Annotated in this window: 19 protein-coding genes; 13 read left to right on the plus strand and 6 right to left on the minus strand. The window is 71.4% G+C overall.

Going from position 1 to position 17600, the window contains the following annotated elements; translation table 11 throughout:
- Positions 1 to 5: 5 nt before the first annotated feature.
- On the plus strand, positions 6 to 908 hold the full coding sequence (locus ACFFR3_RS42620) for a carbohydrate ABC transporter permease (RefSeq protein ID WP_364381860.1): 903 nt from the start codon (positions 6 to 8) through the stop codon (positions 906 to 908).
- Positions 905 to 1729: a carbohydrate ABC transporter permease gene (locus tag ACFFR3_RS42625; protein ID WP_364381863.1), complete on the plus strand. Its 825-nt coding sequence runs from the start codon at positions 905 to 907 to the stop codon at positions 1727 to 1729. Before ACFFR3_RS42620 ends, ACFFR3_RS42625 begins: the two co-directional genes overlap by 4 nt.
- Positions 1730 to 1868: 139 nt before the next feature.
- Here the strand turns inward: ACFFR3_RS42625 and ACFFR3_RS42630 are convergent, their stop codons facing one another.
- Both ACFFR3_RS42630 and ACFFR3_RS42635 read right to left on the minus strand, forming a co-directional pair.
- Entirely contained in the window at positions 1869 to 3926 is a 2058-nt protein-coding gene (locus ACFFR3_RS42630) for a SpoIIE family protein phosphatase (RefSeq protein ID WP_379484995.1), read from the minus strand.
- Positions 3927 to 4082: 156 nt separating this feature from the next.
- Entirely contained in the window at positions 4083 to 4475 is a 393-nt protein-coding gene (locus tag ACFFR3_RS42635; RefSeq protein ID WP_345405061.1) for an ester cyclase, read from the minus strand.
- Between the two features lie 121 nt (positions 4476 to 4596).
- Here ACFFR3_RS42635 and ACFFR3_RS42640 point away from each other — a divergent pair, with 121 nt between their 5' ends.
- Complete coding sequence (locus ACFFR3_RS42640; protein ID WP_345405064.1) at positions 4597 to 5196, plus strand: TetR/AcrR family transcriptional regulator; 600 nt, start codon at positions 4597 to 4599, stop codon at positions 5194 to 5196.
- Between the two features lie 375 nt (positions 5197 to 5571).
- On the opposite strand, the gene ACFFR3_RS42645 is transcribed toward ACFFR3_RS42640, so the two are convergent.
- Positions 5572 to 6102 carry a hypothetical protein gene (locus tag ACFFR3_RS42645; protein ID WP_345405067.1) on the minus strand — a complete coding sequence of 177 codons (531 nt, stop codon included), beginning with the start codon at positions 6100 to 6102 and terminating at the stop codon, positions 5572 to 5574.
- Between the two features lie 115 nt (positions 6103 to 6217).
- Positions 6218 to 8038 (minus strand): DUF1996 domain-containing protein, encoded by a 1821-nt coding sequence (locus ACFFR3_RS42650; RefSeq protein WP_364381977.1) that lies wholly within the window; start codon positions 8036 to 8038, stop codon positions 6218 to 6220.
- A gap of 413 nt (positions 8039 to 8451) precedes the next feature.
- On the opposite strand from ACFFR3_RS42650, the gene ACFFR3_RS42655 reads away from it, so the two are divergent.
- The 9 genes from ACFFR3_RS42655 (at position 8452) to ACFFR3_RS42695 (ending at position 15506) form a co-directional block, all read left to right on the plus strand.
- A complete protein-coding gene (locus tag ACFFR3_RS42655) occupies positions 8452 to 8808 on the plus strand; it encodes a DUF1048 domain-containing protein (RefSeq protein WP_345405073.1) in 357 nt (118 codons plus the stop codon).
- 1 nt (position 8809) lies between these two features.
- Positions 8810 to 9136, plus strand: a complete 327-nt coding sequence (locus tag ACFFR3_RS42660) for a DUF1048 domain-containing protein (RefSeq protein ID WP_345405076.1) — start codon at positions 8810 to 8812, stop codon at positions 9134 to 9136.
- A 200-nt stretch (positions 9137 to 9336) separates the two neighbouring features.
- The gene (gene mdcA, locus ACFFR3_RS42665; RefSeq protein WP_379484996.1) at positions 9337 to 10989 is read left to right on the plus strand and encodes a malonate decarboxylase subunit alpha; all 1653 of its coding nucleotides are present in this window, start codon (positions 9337 to 9339) and stop codon (positions 10987 to 10989) included.
- A gap of 7 nt (positions 10990 to 10996) precedes the next feature.
- Positions 10997 to 11875 (plus strand): triphosphoribosyl-dephospho-CoA synthase, encoded by an 879-nt coding sequence (locus ACFFR3_RS42670; RefSeq protein ID WP_345405079.1) that lies wholly within the window; start codon positions 10997 to 10999, stop codon positions 11873 to 11875.
- Complete coding sequence (locus tag ACFFR3_RS42675; protein ID WP_345405082.1) at positions 11863 to 12153, plus strand: malonate decarboxylase subunit delta; 291 nt, start codon at positions 11863 to 11865, stop codon at positions 12151 to 12153. Before ACFFR3_RS42670 ends, ACFFR3_RS42675 begins: the two co-directional genes overlap by 13 nt.
- The gene (locus ACFFR3_RS42680) at positions 12150 to 13025 is read left to right on the plus strand and encodes a biotin-independent malonate decarboxylase subunit beta (RefSeq protein WP_345405085.1); all 876 of its coding nucleotides are present in this window, start codon (positions 12150 to 12152) and stop codon (positions 13023 to 13025) included. Before ACFFR3_RS42675 ends, ACFFR3_RS42680 begins: the two co-directional genes overlap by 4 nt.
- The gene (mdcE, locus tag ACFFR3_RS42685; protein ID WP_345405088.1) at positions 13022 to 13828 is read left to right on the plus strand and encodes a biotin-independent malonate decarboxylase subunit gamma; all 807 of its coding nucleotides are present in this window, start codon (positions 13022 to 13024) and stop codon (positions 13826 to 13828) included. The genes ACFFR3_RS42680 and mdcE overlap by 4 nt, the downstream gene beginning before the upstream one ends.
- The gene (locus tag ACFFR3_RS42690; RefSeq protein ID WP_345405091.1) at positions 13825 to 14517 is read left to right on the plus strand and encodes a malonate decarboxylase holo-ACP synthase; all 693 of its coding nucleotides are present in this window, start codon (positions 13825 to 13827) and stop codon (positions 14515 to 14517) included. The genes mdcE and ACFFR3_RS42690 overlap by 4 nt, the downstream gene beginning before the upstream one ends.
- The gene (locus ACFFR3_RS42695) at positions 14514 to 15506 is read left to right on the plus strand and encodes an ACP S-malonyltransferase (protein WP_379484997.1); all 993 of its coding nucleotides are present in this window, start codon (positions 14514 to 14516) and stop codon (positions 15504 to 15506) included. The genes ACFFR3_RS42690 and ACFFR3_RS42695 overlap by 4 nt, the downstream gene beginning before the upstream one ends.
- Here the strand turns inward: ACFFR3_RS42695 and ACFFR3_RS42700 are convergent.
- Positions 15485 to 16561: an alkene reductase gene (locus ACFFR3_RS42700; protein ID WP_379484998.1), complete on the minus strand. Its 1077-nt coding sequence runs from the start codon at positions 16559 to 16561 to the stop codon at positions 15485 to 15487. The two genes, ACFFR3_RS42695 and ACFFR3_RS42700, sit on opposite strands and share 22 nt — an antisense overlap.
- A gap of 84 nt (positions 16562 to 16645) precedes the next feature.
- On the opposite strand from ACFFR3_RS42700, the gene ACFFR3_RS42705 reads away from it, so the two are divergent.
- On the plus strand, positions 16646 to 16969 hold the full coding sequence (locus ACFFR3_RS42705) for a winged helix-turn-helix transcriptional regulator (protein WP_364381895.1): 324 nt from the start codon (positions 16646 to 16648) through the stop codon (positions 16967 to 16969).
- A 47-nt stretch (positions 16970 to 17016) separates the two neighbouring features.
- Here ACFFR3_RS42705 and ACFFR3_RS42710 read toward each other — a convergent pair whose 3' ends face one another.
- Complete coding sequence (locus tag ACFFR3_RS42710) at positions 17017 to 17565, minus strand: TetR/AcrR family transcriptional regulator (protein ID WP_379484999.1); 549 nt, start codon at positions 17563 to 17565, stop codon at positions 17017 to 17019.
- Positions 17566 to 17600 lie beyond the last annotated feature (35 nt).

Genomic DNA, 17600 nt, shown 5'->3' on the forward strand with positions numbered 1-17600 from the left:
CGTTGATGGCCCGGCCCGCGCGCCGGCTGCGCGGCGCCCGCGGTGCCCGCGGAGTGGCCGGCTGGCTGTTCGTCGTCCCGGCGCTCGCCTTCTACGCGGTGTTCGTCCTGCGCCCGATCGCCCTGACCGTCCAGTACTCGCTGTACGAGTGGAACGGCATCGGCGCCTCCACCTGGGTGGGGCTGGCGAACTACGGCACGGTCTTCACCGACCCCGACCTGCTCGACTCGCTGATCAACGCCTTCCAGCTGATCGTGTTCTTCAGCGTGATCCCGGTCGTGCTGGGCCTCGCGATCGCCGCCACGATCCGGCGGATCGCCGCGAGCAGGCTCGCCCTCGTGGCGCGGACCGTGCTGTTCCTGCCGCAGGTCATCCCGCTGGTGGCCGCGGGCATCGCGTGGAGCTGGCTGCTGGCCTCCACCGGAGTGGTCAACCAGCTGCTCTCGCTCGTCGGTCTCGGCGGGGTGACCAGGGCCTGGCTGGGCGACTTCGCCACCGCCCTGCCGGCGGTCGGCATGATCGGCGCGTGGGTGCTGCTCGGCCTCTGCACGCTGCTGCTCCTGGCCGGCATGAGCAAGATCGACCCGGCGCTGTACGAGGCCGCGCGCCTCGACGGAGCCGGGGCATGGCGGGAGTTCGTCTCCATCACGGTGCCCAGCCTGCGGCAGGAGATCGCGGTCTGCGTCACCGTGACCGTGATCGCCGCCCTGGCCAGCTTCGACATCGTCTACATCGCCACCCAGGGCGGTCCCGGCAACACGACCATGGTGCCCGGCCTGCAGATCTTCTACCTCGCCTTCACCGAACGCGAGGTCGGCACCGCCTCGGCCCTGGCCGTCGTGCTCATGCTTCTCGTGATCGCCTGCGCCCTTCCCATCCAGTGGTTCACAAAGGACGACAACCGATGATCATCGCGGGCCGGGAGGCCTGGACCGGCCGGCTGCTGCTCATCGCCATGATGGCGGTCACGCTCCTGCCGTTCCTCAGCCTGTTCGTCACCGCCCTGCACCCCTCGGGCACCTACCCGGCCGGTCTGGCCTGGCCGCAGGACCCGCAGTGGAGCAACTTCCTGCGGGCCTTCGAGGCCGCGAACATGGCCGAGCTGCTGAAGTCGAGCGTCCTCATCGTGCTGGGCGTGGTGCCGATCTCGATCCTGCTGGGCACCATGGCCGGCTTCGCCATCGGCCACCTGCGCGTGATCGGCGGACGCATCGTCTTCCTGCTGTTCGTGCTCGGCCTGACCCTCCCCTTCGAGGGCATCATCACGCCGCTGTACTACCAGATCCGGGACATGGGGCTGCTGAACACCCGCTGGGCCATCATCCTGCCGCTCATCGGCCTGTTCATGCCGTTCTCCGTCTTCTGGATGCGGGCGCACTTCGTCAACATGCCGGGGGAGCTGTCGGAGAGCGCCCGCATGGACGGCGCCAACGTGTGGCAGCTGTTCCGGCGCATCCACGTGCCCCTGGCCATGCCGGCGATCTCGTCCCTGGCCATCCTGCTGTTCCTGTGGACCTGGAACCAGTTCCTGCTGGCCATCGTCCTGGTCGACGACCCGGCCAAGCGCACGATGTCCGGGGCGCTCGGCGCCTTCCAGGGGCAGTGGGGCACCGACATCCCGCTGCTGTGCGCGGGATCGCTGCTGATCCTGACCCCCACGCTCGCGATCTTCCTCGTCTTCCAGCGTCACTTCGTCAAGGCCCTGCTCCAGGGCTCCCTGAAGGGCTGACCGCGATGAGCGCCGCGCCACCGCCCGAGAGCGCCGGCGACACGGCGCCCGTCATCGGCGCCGCATCCGTACGCCGGATCCTGCCCGGCCACGACCTGTGGCGTTCCGGACGGTGATCCGCGGCGGGTCCTCGCCCGTTTCAGGGGCCTGACGTGGAGCCGGTGGGTACCCGCAGCGCGATCAGGGCGATGTCGTCGGTGCTGGTGGTGGCGAGCAGACTGTTCAGGAGGCCGTCGCAAAAGCCGTCCAGGGGACGACGCGCGAATGCCGAGGCTTGTTCGCGGAGCCGCTCCAGCCCCCGGCCCAGGTCCTCGCCCGGACGTTCGACCAGGCCGTCGGTGTACAGCAGTACGGTGGAGCCCGGCGGCAGAGGCTCGACGGCGCTGTCGTAGGGCTGGTCGAAGACCACGCCCAGCAGAGGGTTGGCGGCCTCTTCCAGCAGGCGGCAGTCACCGTCGCGGGTGACCAGGATCGGTGGCGGGTGTCCGGCGACGGCGTAGTTGAGCTGCCACCGGCCGGGCTGGGGTTGCTCGACGCGGGCCAGGGCACAGGTGGCGGTCGCGTCGGGGGCCAGTGATTGCATGGCGATGTTCAGCCGCCGCAGGATCTGGCCGGGCGGGCAGGGACGGTCGACGGTCAGCGCCCGCAGCATGTTCCGCAGCTGGCTCATCTGGACGGCGGCCTCCAGATCGTGGCCGGCCACGTCGCCGATGGCCAGCACGGTCGCGCCGCCAGGGAGGACGAAGGAGTCGTACCAGTCGCCGCCGACCTCGGCGGCCGCGGGGCTCGGCAGGTAGCGGGCGACGATCTGCAGGTCGGCGTGGTCAGCCGGTTCGGAGAGCAGGCTGTGCTGAAGGGCCAGGGCCACCTGCTGGGTGCGCTGGAACTGGACGATGGTGCTCAGCGCGTCGTGGATGTGCTCGAACATCTGGCCGATGAGGTCGACGTCGCCCGGACTCAGGGGCGGACGGTCCCCGACCGTGGCGGCGCTCACCACTGCCGCCACGGCCCCGTCGACCATCACCGGCAGCAGCACGACACTGTTGGCGGCCACCTCGGTCAGCCAGGCCGTCGACTCTTCGGGCAGCAGGTCGGCCGGTGGCTCGCCCGGCGGGAACGTGCGGTGCAGCGGGCGGCGCTGCTCCACCGCGCGGACGAACCCGCTGTCGGCCGCGAACCGGGTCTCGCGGAACGGCAGGTCCGGCCCCAGGCCCTCCCGCGCGGTTGTCGTAACGACGCGCTTGGCGATGACGGGTGCGCCGTGCGGGCGGTCGCTGAATCCAGACAGCAGGTGCATGCCGCACCCGTCGACAAGAGCGGGCACCAGCACGTCGGCGATCGCGCCGAACGTCTCCGGCAGCCCGGTGTGCTCGGCGGCCGCCCTGGCGGCACGGTCGAGCAGCGCATGGCGGCGTTGCCGCTGCCACTGCTCCTCGATGTCGGTGTACGTGCCGAACCACTCCACGACGACGTCGTTCTCGTACACCGGCGTGGAGGAGATCTCGAAGTGGTGGTACTGCCCGTCCTTGGTCCGCAGCCGGCACACATACCGCGTGGGGCGGTGCCATCGGCGTGCCTCGGCGAACGCTCGGATCGTGGGTTCACGGTCGTCGGGGTGCAGGGCCCGCGTCCAACCCGTCCCGCGGAACTCCTCCCAGCTCTGCCCGGTCACCCGTTCCCACCCCGGGCTCGGTTCGATCGTCTCACCCGTCGGCCCCGTGACCCACGCGATCTGCGTGCTCACCTGGACCAGGCTCTGGTACCTGAGCAGGATCCGGCGCAGCCGCTCGGCGGTGTGGGAGGCGCGCCTGGCCGCGGTGACCTGCCCGGTGACGTCCACCGCCGTGATCAGCACACCGGAAGGTTCCTGAGCGAACCGGGAGAGGCGAAAGGAGAAGAAGCGCTCCTCGTCACCGGCAGCGGGGAGGGACAAGGTGACCGGCGTCTCGGTGAGAGTGACCGGCTCTCCGGTGGCCAGCACATCGTCGAAGTGGCCAACGTGGTCCGGCCGCAACAGGTCGCGGAACGTCTCCGAGATCGGCTCGCCGAGCGGACGGTCACCGAAGTACGCCCGGCAGGCGGCGTTGGTGTAGGCCAGGCGGTGGTCCTGTCCGAGGGTCAAGGCGACAGCGACCGGCACGGAGTCCAACGCCTCCAGAGCGAACCTACCGGCGCTCTCCCCGCGGGCATCGTCCATCGCCCCTCCCCGCTCGTCCGGCCGCGCCGCCCACGCCCGGCACGCCCTCTCACCTCGCCGTACCCCGCGACCCCGGCGGACATGCGGCAACCGCTGGACGGCCGGCGGGCCAGGACGGCTCCCAACGGCCGGCAGCCGATCAGAACCTCTCGTTGGTCACGCGGTCAGTTGCCGGAGCATCTCGGCGGAGTCGTGCAGGTTCGTCATGTGGGTGAACCGGCCGTCCTGGACCTTGTAGATGGCGTACTCGACGATCCTGAACGAGGCGCCGGTGGGCGGGACGCCGAGCCATTCCTTCTCCGGGGTGCCGGTGTTGATGGCGCGGACGGCGATGCCGTCCCGGTCGATCAGCAGTTCATCGACGTCCCAGCGGATGTCAGGGACGGCGTCGGCGATGCCCTTCAGGACCGTGACGACATCCTCACGGGTGCCGGGCTGACCGCCGAGCACCACCTGGTCGTTGATGAACTCGTCCATGCGGTCGAACTCGTGGGCGTTGAGCGCCTCGGCGTAGCGCATGTACCAGTCACGCAGATCACTCTCGGACATGGCGATCCTCTTCTCTCGTGTCGCAAGGGGCGGTGAGCTGTAGAGATTTCCGCACCGATCGGTGCAGAATTGAACGATACCAGTTCTGCACCGAACGGTGTCAAAGCGGTAGGGTGCAGAGATGCACGCGTCACAGATCGGCCGTCCCCGGGCATTCGACGCCGAGGCGGCGCTCGAGAAGGCGATGACGGTCTTCTGGGCGCAGGGCTACGAAGGCGCCAGCCTCACCGACCTGACCGAGGCCATGGGCATCTCCCGTAAGAGCCTGTACGCGGCCTACGGCAACAAGGAGGACCTCTTCCGCAAGGCGTTGCGGCGCTACGCGGAAGGCCCCGGCGCCTACGTCGCCGAGGCGCTGCGGGAACCCACCGCCCGCGAGGTCGCCGCGGCCTTCCTCGCCGGCGCCGCCCGCTCCGGCACCATGCCGGGACTCCCCGCCGGCTGCATGGGCGTCCAAGGCGCACTGGCCGCCGGCGGGACCGGACGGACCGCCCGCGACATCCTGGCCGAGTGGCGCGCCCACGGCCAGACACTGCTCCGGGACAGGTTCCGGCAGGCCGTCCAGACGGGCGACCTGCCCGGCAGCTCCGACCCGGAGAAGATCGCCCGCTATGTCATGACGATCGCGAACGGCATCGCCGTACAGGCAGCCGGCGGCGCGGCATGCGAGGACCTCCAACAGGTGGCCGACGCGGCCTTGCGGAACTGGCCACCCGCCTGACGACACGGGCCCCGAAACACGTCCTGCCCCCGCGACCCGGCTCTCGCGTGACGTTCACCTGGGCGAGTTCCGCGAGAGTCCCGGCGGGATCACGTTTCCGCCCGTTCACGGCGTCCGTGAACGACACCCTCAGAGGCGCGGGTTGGCCAGAACAGCAGCCGGGTCAGCCCGACGGATTGCGGCTGATACGAAGACGAACTTTCGGACAAGGGATGCTGCGGTGGCAGCGATGGCAAACGAAAGCGCTGTCGCCAGCTTGAACAGCCGCCACGAGCACGCCCACCGCGCCCAGCCTGGGGAGACCCTACGAAACCGCTCAACGGATCCGGCCTCGTCATGCCGCAACCCCGCCGGCGCACCCGACCAGGCATACGCCTAGTGGTGAGTGCTGGACGGCGAGGCGGAGGCGCCGTGGCCGCTGTGGCCGCCGTTCTCCTCGACCGTGCCTCCGAGCTTTCCGCTCAGCTCCTGCATGAAGGACTTGGACTTGGCCGACAGCACCCATCGATCACCCCTGAGGTAGAGGCCGCCGTACATTTCGGCGTAGTCGAGCCACTCGCGCTGGCCCGTGGCCGTGGCGAAGTCGAGGAACACGTACGGGATCCCGTCGCTGGTGCATTCGCCCTGACGGTAGTCCATGGCCTTGAGGGTGATCGTGGCGGTGCAGCCGACCTCGGCGGCCAGCTGCTCGATGGTGTACGTGCGTGACCCCTCCTTCCCGGCTGCCGGCCCCGTGCCTTTGCCCGCCTCGGCCTGACCGCCGCATCCGGCGAGCATGAGCGCCGAGGCGACGGCCAGGGACAGGACGGCGCCGGCACGGCGGAGCCTGCTGACGGTGCCGGCCACCCGCACCGTGCCCACCGGCGCGGCGTCTCGCACGTCTCGCGGGCGGGAGACGTCCACCATGCTCTTGACCTTTCTCGCGCTGATCGCGGTCCTACGCGGAGCGACGAGGCCGGTGTGGCCACTCGCCTGGCCACACCGCGCCCCGCTCCTGGCCGCCGGTCGCTGCCGGCGAGGATCAGCGGCAGCGTCTGCCGCTGTTGATGCAGGTGACCACCCGCTGCATCTGCTGCTCGTTCATGAGGTTGATGAAGTCGCTGTGGTCGGTGATCGGTTTGTGCAGCTCTTCCGGGAAGCCGTCGACGGCGAAGTTGGGGCCACGCGGCACGTTGTAGACGAGCCGGTGCTCCAGCGCCGGGATCGGCTGGAAGCCCTGCGGGCAGCTCCCGTCCGCCTCCGGGAAGGTGACGTGGGTACGGTGGTTGGCGCTGTCGATGTTCTGGCCGTCCCAGCAGCTCTGGAAGTCGAAGACCCGGACGAGCCTGCTGCCGCGCGGGCAGAGCGGGTACTTGTCGGTCAGCTGGCGGTTCTCGAACCCGGTGCAGGTCCATCCGGCGTTGTGCTCGGCTCCGTTGACCCGGGCGTTGCCGGTGATGATCCGCAGGAACTGCGGCGCCGGCACCACCTTCGCGGTCGGGTTGCCCTTGAACGTGATCTGCACCTGAACGGGGGTGAGGATCTTGCCGACGTTCAGGTCGAGGCCGCCGCCGCGCTGGTCGGCGTCGAACTCCTCCTGGCCCAGTGCCCTCAGCACAGGCCAGTAGTGCGTGGACTTGTCGCCGTTGCGGCAGGTGGTGCCGGCGGCGAGCAGGCTCTCGTTGGTGGACTGGTTGTTGGTGGACTCGTTGCCCACGTAGTCGTGGGTGTGCTGGGCGCCGTTGGACACGCCCGGTGCCACGATGACGTTGTCGGAGTTGAAGATCCGCCCCTCGTTACGGCCGCAGTCCACGCTGAAGGTGCCGCGGGAGCCGTTCCGCTGGGTGCGGGGGGTTCTCACGTTCGGGCGTACCGAACGGATGTCGACGAAGTCCTCGGCAACGGGCCCTCTGGCCTGGCCGCCGTTGTTGTCGCCATTACCTCCGTCGTTCCCGGTATTTCCGTCGTTGCCGTTGTTACCGTCGTTGCCGTTGTTGCCGCCGTCTCCCGGATCGCCCACCTCACAGGTCGCCAGAGTCCGCAGATCGGCCGGCGCACGGGCACCGGCTCGCTGGAAGGCGAGCGCGATGCGCTGAAGGGTGGCCGTCCGCTTGTTCTTCAGCGGAGCGAGGACGGCGTTGCGGACGAAGTTGGGGCCGCCCTGACCGGCCGCCCTCTCAAGCCGCCTGTTCGCCTCGGCGATCTGGGTCTCCAGCTGGCGCAGGTTGCGCTGCACCTCTGCGCGGGCACGTGCGGGGATCTGACCCAGCCGGTCCGCCACGGAGGGGCAGCTGATCCCGCCGGGAGCGCCGGTCTGACCGCCGTTGTCCTGGCCGTCGCCCTGCTGGTCGCCGGTTCCCTGGCCGGTGTCGCCTTGCTGGTCGCCGGTGCCCTGACCGCCGTTGTCCTGGCCGTCGTCCTGCTGGTCGCCCGTGCCCTGGCCGTCGTTGTCGTTCCCGTCCCCGTTCCCGTTGTCGTTGTCGTTGCCTGTGCCGTTGCCGTCGTCCCGCACGGTGCAGGTGGCCAGAGCGTCCAGGCCGTTCGGGGCCTGGGCGCCGGCGCGCCGGAAGGCGATCTCAATACGTTGCAGCGCGGCCGCTCGTTTGTCTTGCAGCGGGCTGAGAATCGCGTTCCGCACGAAGTTGGGCCCACCCTGTCCCTTGGAGGACGCGAGCCGCCGGTTCGCCTCGGCGATCTGGGTCTCCAGCTGGCGCAGGTTGCGCTGCACCTCCGCCTGAGCCCGAGCGGGAACCTCACCCACTTGGTCGGCCACGGCGGGGCAGGAGACGGCCGGCGCGAAGACCGCGCCGGATGTCGTGCTCGCCGCCGCGCCCGTGGTGCCGACCGCCAGACTGCCGCCCATGACAGTCAAGGCCGTCAGCATGCCTGCGGCCCGGCGGCGGATCCGGGACCTATGTCGAACTCTCATACAATCCCTCTCTCCGTCTGTAGCTGCGATTCGGCCTGCGCGCGCATCAGGCTGCAGAACAGAAAGGTTGCGGCCTTCGTCATCACGGGATACGGGGACAAGGCGGCTCAGGTTCGATGTCGCGTGCTTTCTTCCTCACCGGGTCGCACCGAGACAGGAAAGGTTCGCAGGGCGGCGGGCACGTGCTCAGGCCGGAAACCCCACCACAACGGCCGCTCCGGCCAGGCTCCACGCGTTCACCACCCGCGGCCGTAAGACTCGGACCACTACTTTGTGATACTTTATAGTGGTACTCGGCGTTACAGAGTACCTCAGGGGCCGATCGACAAGCTCAAGGAGGGCGGAAGATGAGCTTCTGGGAGACCATCACGGGCAGCGATCTCACCAGAGAATGGAAGGCGTTCGAAGCCAGGGCGGCGGTCCTGCCGGCCGAACACCGGGCGGCATGGAAACGGATGAAGGGCCACCTGCTCCTCTACGGGGACTTCGGCGGCCGCAACCTGATGCCGATTCTCGACGGTGCCCTGGGCCTGCTGGAGGAGACGGCGGCCGACGGGCAGAGCATTCACGACGTACTGGGTGACGACATCGCCGGTTTCTGCGCGGCGCTGGCGGGCGCAGAAGGGGCTCGAAACTTCCGTGACCGGTGGCGGGAGCAGCTGAACAGGAACGTCGCCGGGAAACTGGGCCGGCTGGGAGGCTGACGTGGGCGTCCGGGACATCATCGAGGGCAAGAAGCAGTGGCGGGCGCACATGGCACGGGTCAAGGCGCTCCCTCCGGACTACGAGATCGTCTACAAGGAGATCCAGAAGTACTACTTCAAGGTCGGACCGATCGACCTGCTCAACGGGTCGCTGCTCGCAGACCTCCTCGACTTCTTCGAGGAGGGCGTCGCGGACGGCAAGGGCGTCCTGGAACTCATCGGCGAGGACGTCGCCGCCTTCGCCGACGACCTGATCAAGGACTCGCGCACCTTCGCGGAGGTCCATCAGGAGTCCGTCGCCAGGAAGCTCGGCACGGCCGAGAAGTGACACTCTGGCCGACGAGATCCGCACCGGCCTGTCCGGACGCGGCGTCCTCCTCGGACGCGGCGGCTCGGACCTGGGCGAGAAGGACCCGTCCTGGCCTGCTGTTCGGCGATCAGTGAGGGAGGAGGTTTTATCGCGCCTTTGGTTAGTCGCGGACTCTTTGCGTGCAGCTCATCCGGGTCAACGCTGGATGGGGGCGAGTGATGGTACGCAACAAGGTGGCCCCTCGGGACTGGACACGGCGGCGGACCGCCAAACGGGACCGCTTGGAGAAGGTCCGTCCCTTCGTCACCGGCAGGGTGCTGGACGCCGGGCGGATGCGTGCGGCCCTGGAGGCGTTGCTGCGCCCCGGAGACCGGGTGGCGCTGGAAGGCGACAACCAGAAGCAGGCGGACTTCCTGGCCGAGGCGCTGGCCGGGTGCGATCCGGAAGTCGTGCACGACCTGCACCTGCTGATCTCCTCGATCAGCCTCCGGGAGCACCTCGACGTCTTCGAGCGCGGGGTGGCCCGCCGTCTCGACTTCGCCTACGCCGGTCCGCAGAGCGTGCGCATGGCGCAGCTGCTGGCCGACGGCAAGGTCGAGGTCGGGGCGATCCACACCTACGTCGAGCTGTACGCGCGGATGTTCATCGACCTCACCCCGAACGTCGCGCTGCTCTGCGCCGAGCAGGCCGACCGCGACGGGAACCTGTTCACCGGCCCCGGCACCGAGGACACCCCGACCATCGCCGAGGCGGTGGCCTTCTCCGACGGCGTGACCGTCGTCCAGGTCAACGAGATCGTGGACGAGGTTCCGCGGGTGGACATCCCCGGCGACTGGGTGGACCTGATCGTGCGCAGCCCGCGGCCGTTCGCGCTGGAGCCGCTGTTCACCCGTGACCCTCGCCACATCGGGCAGGTGGAGATCCTGATGGCGATGATGACGCTGCGCGGCATCTACGAGCGGCATGGGGTGACCACCCTGAACCACGGGATCGGCTACGACACCGCGGCGATCGAGCTCCTCCTGCCCACCTACGGCGAAGAGCTGGGGCTGCGCGGGAAGATCTGCCGGCACTGGGCGCTCAACCCCCATCCGACCCTCATTCCCGCCATCGAGAGCGGCTGGGTCGAGTCGGTGCACTGCTTCGGCGGGGAGCCGGGCACGGAACGCTATGTCGCCGCCCGCCCTGACGTGTTCTTCACCGGTCGTGACGGCTCGCTGCGCTCGAACCGGGTGCTGTGCCAGCTGGCCGGCCAGTACGCGGTGGACCTGTTCATCGGGTCGTCGCTGCAGATCGACGGCAGCGCGAACTCCTCGACGGTCACGGAGGGCCGGTTGAGCGGTTTCGGCGGAGCGCCCAATATGGGCCACGACCCGCACGGGCGCAGGCACGCCTCTCCCGCCTGGCTGAGCCTGCTGACCGGGCAGGCCCCGGCGCTGCGGGGACGCAAACTCGTCGTGCAGATCACGCAGACCTTCCGCTCGGGCGGCGATCCGGCGTTCGTGGAGACGCTTGATGCGGTCCCGGTGGGCAAGGACGCGTCCATGCCCGTCCCGCCGATCATGATCTACGGGGACGACGTCAGCCACGTGGTGACCGAGGAGGGTGTCGCCTACCTCTACAAGGCGTCCGGGCCGGCCGAGCGGCGCGAGGCGGTGGCCGCGGTCGCGGGCGCCACGTCGATCGGCCGGGAGATCGACGAGCGGCGCGTCGAGGAGCTGCGCCGGGACGGGCTGGTCGCGCTGCCGGCGGACCTCAAGGTGGACGTCCGCAAGGCCAAACGGTCCCTGCTGGCGGCCCGCAGCATCGAGGATCTCGTGGCCTGGTCCGGCGGGCTCTACGACCCGCCCGCCCGGTTCAGGACCTGGTGATCCGCCGATGACCATGATCGAGCCCGCCAGGCCGTCCGCGGCCCCGGCCCTGCTCGCCGACGCGGCGGTCCGCTCGCTGCGCGCCGAGGCCCAGCTCAGCCCCAAACCAGGGCTGGTCGACCGCCGCGGCGGCGGCGCCCACGACGACATGGACCTGCCGCTCATGCTGGCCTCCGCGCAAGCGCTGCGCCCCACGTTCGCACAGATCGCGCAGGCCGCCGGGCGGACTCCCGCCGGCGTCGCGCTCCGGGAGAAGCTGGGCGTGCTCGGCCGCCGGGGCGAGCAGGCCATGGTGCGGGCCACCGGCGGGATCAACACCCATCGCGGAGCCCTGTGGGCACTCGGGCTGCTGGTCGCCGCCGTCGCCGGTGGCGCGGCCGACGAACGCGCGGCCGCCCGCGCCGCCGCCCGGCTGGCCGCCCTGCCCGACCGGCGGGTCCCGGCGGGGGAGCCGTCCCACGGCGAGCAGGCCCGGCGGCGCCATGGGGCGGGCGGCGCCCGCGAGGAGGCGGAGAACGCCTTCCCGCACGTCACGGAGGTCGCGCTGCCGCGCCTCCGACAAGGCAGGGCGGCCGGTCTCGGCGAGGAGACGGCCCGGCTCGACGCGTTGCTGGCGGTGATGAGCCTGCTCGACGACACCTGCGTCCTGCATCGCGGCGGCCCCGACGGCCTGCGCGCCGTACGGCTCGGCGCCCGGCGGGTCCTGACCGAAGGAGGCGCGGGCACCGCCTCAGGCCGTGCCGCGCTCATGGAACTGGACAACGCGCTCCGCGAGCGGCGCCTGTCACCGGGCGGGAGCGGCGACCTGCTGGCCGCCGCGCTCTTCCTCGACACGGTGCCCTGGCCGGAACGCCGTGAGCAGGAGGTGCCCGCATGCAGACGCTGAGGTACGAGTTCCCCGCCGACCGTCCGGCCGCCCGGCCCAGCCACGTCGGGGTCGTGGGCTCGGGGGACCTGGAGGTCCTGATGACCCCGGCGAACGACACCGCCCGGGTGCGGGTGCGCACCAGCGTCGAGGGGTTCGACACGGTGTGGCGGACCGTGCTGGAGCGCTTCTTCGCCCGGCACCGCATAGCGGCCGCCTTCGAGCTCAACGACTTCGGCGCCACACCGGGCGTGGTGACCCTGCGCCTGCGGCAGGCCATCGAGGAGGGCAACCCATGACGGACACCGGGTGGGAGTCGTTGCTCGACCGCACCAGCTTCATCGAGCTGAACGCCAGGGAACGGGCCGAAGCCCTGCTGGACGAGGGCACGGCCCGCGAACTGTGCGGCCCCTTCGACCGCATCGAGTCGCCATGGCTGGAGCCGCAGGGCGTCGTCCCGCAGTCCGACGACGGCGTGGTCGTGGTCAAGGGCGGCCTGGACGGGCGGCACGCGGTCGTGATCGGCATCGAACAGGCCTTCCAGGGCGGCGGCATCGGCGAGGTCTCCGGCGCGAAGATCACCGCCGCGCTGTCTCTGGCGGCACGCGACAGCCGCGACGGCACTCCGACCGCCGCGGTGCTGCTGCTGGAGACCGGCGGCGTCCGCCTGCAGGAGGCCAACCTGGGTCTGGCCACGGTCGCCGAGGTGTGCGCGGCCGTACTGGAGCTGCGCGCCCTCCAGCCCGTCGTCGGCGTCATCGCCGGGGCGCTGGGCTGCTTCGGCGGCATGAGCATCGCCGCCGGCCTGTGCACGAAGCTGATCACGACCGCCGAAGGCCGGCTCGGGCTCGACGGTCCCGAGGTGATCGAGTCCGAGGCGGGGATCGCCGAGTTCGATGCCTCCGACCACCCGCTGATCTGGTCGATCGACGGCGGAACGCAGCGCGTCAGGACCGGCTTGGCCGACGCGCTGGTCCTCGACGACGTCGCCGCGCTGCGTACCGCGGTGGTCGAGGCCGTACGGCAGGGCGTGCCGGCGGAGCACCGCTCGCGGCGGGTCGGCGAGCTGCGGGCCCGCCTGGAAGCCGTCGACCCTGAGCAGCCGCCCGCGCCGTCCGCGCTCGCGGACGTCTGGGGGAGATCCGCGCCGCCGAAGGGAGACCCGTCATGAGCCGCGGGCGGAACTGGACGCACGCGCTCGCGGACGGGGCCGTGAACGACGTCGTGCCGTCCGTGATCACGGCCGACTGCACGCTGGGCGACGACACCGCCCGCCTCATCACCGTCGTGCCCGACCCGGAGAGCCCCTACCACCGAGCCCGCGAGGGCGAGGTCGGGCTGCGCGAAGGGCTCGCCATCGCCGAGGCGGTGACCGGCGTGATCGCCGCGGACGAGCACCTGCCCGACGGCCGCCGCCGCCCGATCGTCGCCGTGGTCGACCTGCCCAGCCAGGCCTACGGCCGCGTCGAGGAACTGCTCGGCATCCATCACGCGCTGGCCGCCGCCGTGGACGCCTACGCCACCGCCCGGACCGCCGGGCATCCGGTCATCTCGCTCATCGTCGGAAACGCCCTGTCCGGCGGGCTGCTCGCGCACGGCCTGCAGGCGAACCAGATCCTGGCGCTCGACGATCCCGGCGTGGTGATCCACGCCATGCACAAGCAGGCGGCGGCCAGAGTGACCCGCCGGACGGTGACCGAGCTCGACGAGCTGGCCAGGCGGTTCCCGCCGCTGTCGTACGACGTCGGCGACTGGGCGAGGCTCGGCCTGTGCGACGAGCTCCTGCGCGTGGAGAACGCCGGCGAGCCGGCAGAGGGGGACGCCACGAAGGTGCGCCACGCGCTGGCCGCCGCCGTCGTACGCGCCCGCCAGGGCCCCCGCGACCTCAGCAACCGCCTCGACTCGCCGGGCGCCAGGAAGACCCGGGCCGCCTCGCGCCGCATCCACGAGGAACTGGCGAGGCAATGGGGATGACGGCGCGCCCGCACGACCTGCTGCGGCTCGCGGACGGCGCGACGGCCGGCGCCGGACTGCCCGGCTGGGCCGCCGCGTCGCTGTCGGCCTGCGGCTGGGCCGTCGTGCGTCGGGCGCCGCACCCGCCCGGGCTGATCCCCATCGGCGTACGCGGGCCCCAGCGGTCGCAGCGTCACGCCGCCTTCGTGCCGCGAGGGGAGGTGATCGGCCGCGTGCGCCCGGAGGAGCTGACCCACCGGCCCCCGCGCGAAGCCGAGCCGCCCGCCGCCCTGCCCACCGCCCTGCCCACCGCTCGACGCGCTGCCATGTCCGTTCCCGCTTCCGCTGCGCTGCCTGCCGCTCTCTGGGACACCCTGTCCGCCGTCGGTCTGCGGCTGGCCGAGGAGCTGGGGTGCGAGGCCGTCTGGGGTCCGGTCGGCAGCGTGGGCTTCGAGCTGGCCACCGGGCACCAGGTCACCCATCCCGCGAGCGACCTCGACCTGCTCGTACGCACGCCACACCGGCTGCCCCCGGCCACGGCCGCACGGCTGGTGATCGCCTTCGCCGCCCTTCCCAGCAGGGTGGACTGCCGGCTGGAGACCCCGGGCGGCGGGGTCGCTCTGGCCGAGTGGGCCCGTACCGGCGGACCGGTCCTGGCCCGCACCGCGCACGGCCCCGAGCTGGTCGACGACCCCTGGGCACGCCCATGACGGTCGCCTTCCTCTACCCCGGCCAGGGCACCCAGCGGCCCGGGATGCTGCACGACCTGCCCGGCCACCCGGCCGTCGCCGCGACCCTCGCGGAAGCCGAAGACATCCTGCCCGGCTCGTCCAGGCAGGACGACGCGCGGGCACTGGCCTCGACCGTCACCACCCAGATCGCGCTCTGCGTCGCCGGGGTCGCCGCCACCAGGGCGCTCGCCGCCGAAGGCGCGGCGCCCGACGCCGTGGCCGGCCACTCCGCCGGCGCGTTCCCGGCCGCCGTCACCGCCGGGGTCCTGACCTTCGCCGAAGCCCTCGCGGCCGTGCGCCACCGCGCCGAGCTCATGCGCGACGCCTACCCGTCCGGGTACGGCATGGCCGCCGTGCTCGGGCTCGGCGTGCCCAGGGCCCGCGCCCTGATCGAGTCGATCACGATGGATGACGACCCGGCTTACCTGGCCGTCATCGACGCCGACCAGCAGGTCGTGGCCGCCGGCAGCGTTCGCGCGCTGAGCCGCCTCGAAGCGGCGGCGGAGCAGGCCGGCGCGCGGCGCGTGCACCGGCTGCCCATCGCCGTCCCCTCGCACTGCCCGCTGCTCGCCGGCGTCGCCGACGCCATGGCCGACCACCTCGGCACGGTGCCCAGGCGCCCCCTCACCGTCCCCTACCTCGGCGGCCGTACCGGCCGCGCGCTCCAGGACGCGGACGCCGTCCTCGACGACCTGGCCCGCGGCGTCGCCGCCACACTGCGCTGGCGGGACGTCGTCGCCCTGCTCGGCGAGCTCGGCACGACGCTGTTCGTCCAGGCCCCGCCCGGGAGCGTGGTCGCCCGGCTCGCGGGCGCCGCGAACCCCGGTGCCCGCGCCATCACCCTGGCCGACACGCGCCTCACCGACGCGGTGGAACTGGCCCGCCACGCCGGACGATCCCGCCTACCCGCCGGTGATGACGGCCACCTTTCCCGCCGGCGCGGCCATCAGCCCTCCAGCGGCGGATAGTCGAGGTAGCCGCGCTCGTCCCCGCCGTAGTACGTGCTGCCGTCCGGCTCGTTGTACGGGCCGCCCCGGGCGATCCGTCGCAGCAGGTCCGGGTTGGCGAGCCAGGCCGCGCCGAGCGCGACGACGTCGGCGCCCGAGGACAGGCCGTCCGCGACCGCCTCGTGCGGCGGCAGCGGCTCGGCGTCCCGGTGCGGGTTGAGCACGAACACGCCCGGCCACAGCTCGCGCAGCTGCGCCGTCAGCTCCCTCCGGCCGGGCTGCTCGATGACGTCCAGGAACGCGTACCCGTCGCCGGCGAGCTCGGCGAGCATGGCGGAGTACAGCTCCTCGGTGTCCGCCTCGTCGATGCCCTGGACGGTGGTGGCGGGCGAGATGCGCAGTGAGGCGCGCTCCGCTCCGACGGCCTCGGCGATGGCCCGCATCGCCTCCACCGTGAACCGGATCCGCCCCCGCGTGTCGCCGCCCCACTCGTCGGTACGCACATTGGCCTGCCGGCACAGGAACTGCTGCGGCAGGTAGCCGTTCGCGCCGTGCAGCTGGACACCGTCGAACCCGGCGCTGATCGCCAGCCGCGCGGCGTCGGCGAACTCGCGCAGGGTGGCGCGGATGTCGTCGCCGGTCATGGCCTGGGGCACGGGGTTGTCCACCAGGCCGTCCGGCGTGTACGTCTGGCCGGGCGCGGCGACCTCCGAGGGCGCGTGTGCGTCCAGCCCGCCCCGCATGCTCGGGTCTCCGGTCCGTCCGCCGTGGAAGAGCTGCAGGTAGATGGCCCCGCCTTCGTCGTGGACGGCCTCGGTGACCCGGCGCCAGCTCTCGGCCTGCTCCGCATTGTGGATACCTGGAGTGGTCGGGTACGACTGCGCCCGCAGGCTGGTCTGCGTCGCCTCGGTGACGATCAGTCCGGCCCCGGCGCGCTGCCGGTAGTAGGTGGCCATGGCGTCCGTGACCAGGCCGTCGGCGGTGGCGCGGCTGCGGGTCATCGGCGCCATGGCGAGACGGTTGGCGATCGTGGTCACGCCCACCTTGAGCGGGCGGAAGAGGTCTGTGTCTGTCATGACGTCCAGCCTCGGTGCACCGGATGTGTCTTGCCAAAGCGCCGGTTAGCTGCTTTATTTTATGGAGTGACTAGTTCTACAGAAGTGAAGGCTCCTGTGATCGACGCCGCGCGGTGCGAGGGCGCGAGCGACATGATGGTGTTCATGAGCCGCCGGTGGACGTCGGCGATCATGCTCGCCGGAGCGAGGGGCGCGCGCCGCTTCGGCGAGTACCGGCGCATGGTCGGCGGCATCTCCGACCGCATGCTGACGCTGCGCCTGCGGGAGCTGGAGGAGCACGGGCTGATGCGCCGAGAGGTGGTGCCCTCGATGCCCGTGCAGGTGCTCTACCATCTCACCGACAGCGGCCGCTCCCTGATCCAGGCCGTGCACGCGGTCGCCTCGTGGGCGGCGCGTGAGGGCCGGTGAGCCGTCAGGCCGTGCTCAGACCGTGTCAGAGCGTGCTCAGGGCGTGCTTATCCGTGCTTATCCGTGCTTAATCCGTCGGTGACGACGCCGAGGATCGGCTCCAGCCCGTCCTTCCTCGTCATGCACGCTGACATCAACGCCCTGACGTCCGCGTAAGAGACGTCGGGGCGTACGGCGCCGGCTTTCTGGGCGGCGGCGAGCAACTCCTGCAGCCGGCCGCACAGGTCGGCGCCCGCGCGCTCGTCCAGCTCGTCCAGCCGGCGATCGTCCCCCGCCACCTCGGCCAGGCCGCAGTCCTCCGCGCCCGCTCGTACGAAGGCGATGAAGAGGGCGAAGAAGGCGGTGCCGGGATCCTCTCGGCGGGCCAGCTCGTCGGCCTTGATGGTGAGCTCGGTCAGCCGGCTGCCCACGATCGCCGCCACCAGATCCTCCTTCGTCGGGAAATGTCGGCTCACCGTGCCCGTGCCCACCCCGGCACGCCGTGCGATCTCGGCCACCGGCACGGAGAAGCCCTCGGTGGCGAACACCTCGGCCGCCACCTCCAGCACGCGTGCCCTGTTACGCCGCGCGTCGGCCCGCAAGCGCTCGTCAGCCATGACCTGTACCTCTCCGTCGACAACCGGGATGGACG

The organism is Nonomuraea salmonea, from assembly GCF_042428605.1.
Classification (GTDB): domain Bacteria; phylum Actinomycetota; class Actinomycetes; order Streptosporangiales; family Streptosporangiaceae; genus Nonomuraea; species Nonomuraea salmonea.

Bases quoted from the DNA above. Each gene is read 5' to 3' on its own strand.
- ACFFR3_RS42620 (WP_364381860.1), top strand. From the start codon at position 6: ATGGCCCGGCCCGCGCGCCGGCTGCGCGGCGCCCGCGGTGCCCGCGGA.
- ACFFR3_RS42625 (WP_364381863.1), top strand. From the start codon at position 905: ATGATCATCGCGGGCCGGGAGGCCTGGACCGGCCGGCTGCTGCTCATC.
- ACFFR3_RS42630 (WP_379484995.1), bottom strand. From the start codon at position 3,926: ATGGACGATGCCCGCGGGGAGAGCGCCGGTAGGTTCGCTCTGGAGGCG.
- ACFFR3_RS42635 (WP_345405061.1), bottom strand. From the start codon at position 4,475: ATGTCCGAGAGTGATCTGCGTGACTGGTACATGCGCTACGCCGAGGCG.
- ACFFR3_RS42640 (WP_345405064.1), top strand. From the start codon at position 4,597: ATGCACGCGTCACAGATCGGCCGTCCCCGGGCATTCGACGCCGAGGCG.
- ACFFR3_RS42645 (WP_345405067.1), bottom strand. From the start codon at position 6,102: ATGGTGGACGTCTCCCGCCCGCGAGACGTGCGAGACGCCGCGCCGGTG.
- ACFFR3_RS42650 (WP_364381977.1), bottom strand. From the start codon at position 8,038: ATGGGCGGCAGTCTGGCGGTCGGCACCACGGGCGCGGCGGCGAGCACG.
- ACFFR3_RS42655 (WP_345405073.1), top strand. From the start codon at position 8,452: ATGAGCTTCTGGGAGACCATCACGGGCAGCGATCTCACCAGAGAATGG.
- mdcA (WP_379484996.1), top strand. From the start codon at position 9,337: ATGGTACGCAACAAGGTGGCCCCTCGGGACTGGACACGGCGGCGGACC.
- ACFFR3_RS42670 (WP_345405079.1), top strand. From the start codon at position 10,997: ATGACCATGATCGAGCCCGCCAGGCCGTCCGCGGCCCCGGCCCTGCTC.
- ACFFR3_RS42675 (WP_345405082.1), top strand. From the start codon at position 11,863: ATGCAGACGCTGAGGTACGAGTTCCCCGCCGACCGTCCGGCCGCCCGG.
- ACFFR3_RS42680 (WP_345405085.1), top strand. From the start codon at position 12,150: ATGACGGACACCGGGTGGGAGTCGTTGCTCGACCGCACCAGCTTCATC.
- mdcE (WP_345405088.1), top strand. From the start codon at position 13,022: ATGAGCCGCGGGCGGAACTGGACGCACGCGCTCGCGGACGGGGCCGTG.
- ACFFR3_RS42690 (WP_345405091.1), top strand. From the start codon at position 13,825: ATGACGGCGCGCCCGCACGACCTGCTGCGGCTCGCGGACGGCGCGACG.
- ACFFR3_RS42695 (WP_379484997.1), top strand. From the start codon at position 14,514: ATGACGGTCGCCTTCCTCTACCCCGGCCAGGGCACCCAGCGGCCCGGG.
- ACFFR3_RS42700 (WP_379484998.1), bottom strand. From the start codon at position 16,561: ATGACAGACACAGACCTCTTCCGCCCGCTCAAGGTGGGCGTGACCACG.
- ACFFR3_RS42710 (WP_379484999.1), bottom strand. From the start codon at position 17,565: ATGGCTGACGAGCGCTTGCGGGCCGACGCGCGGCGTAACAGGGCACGC.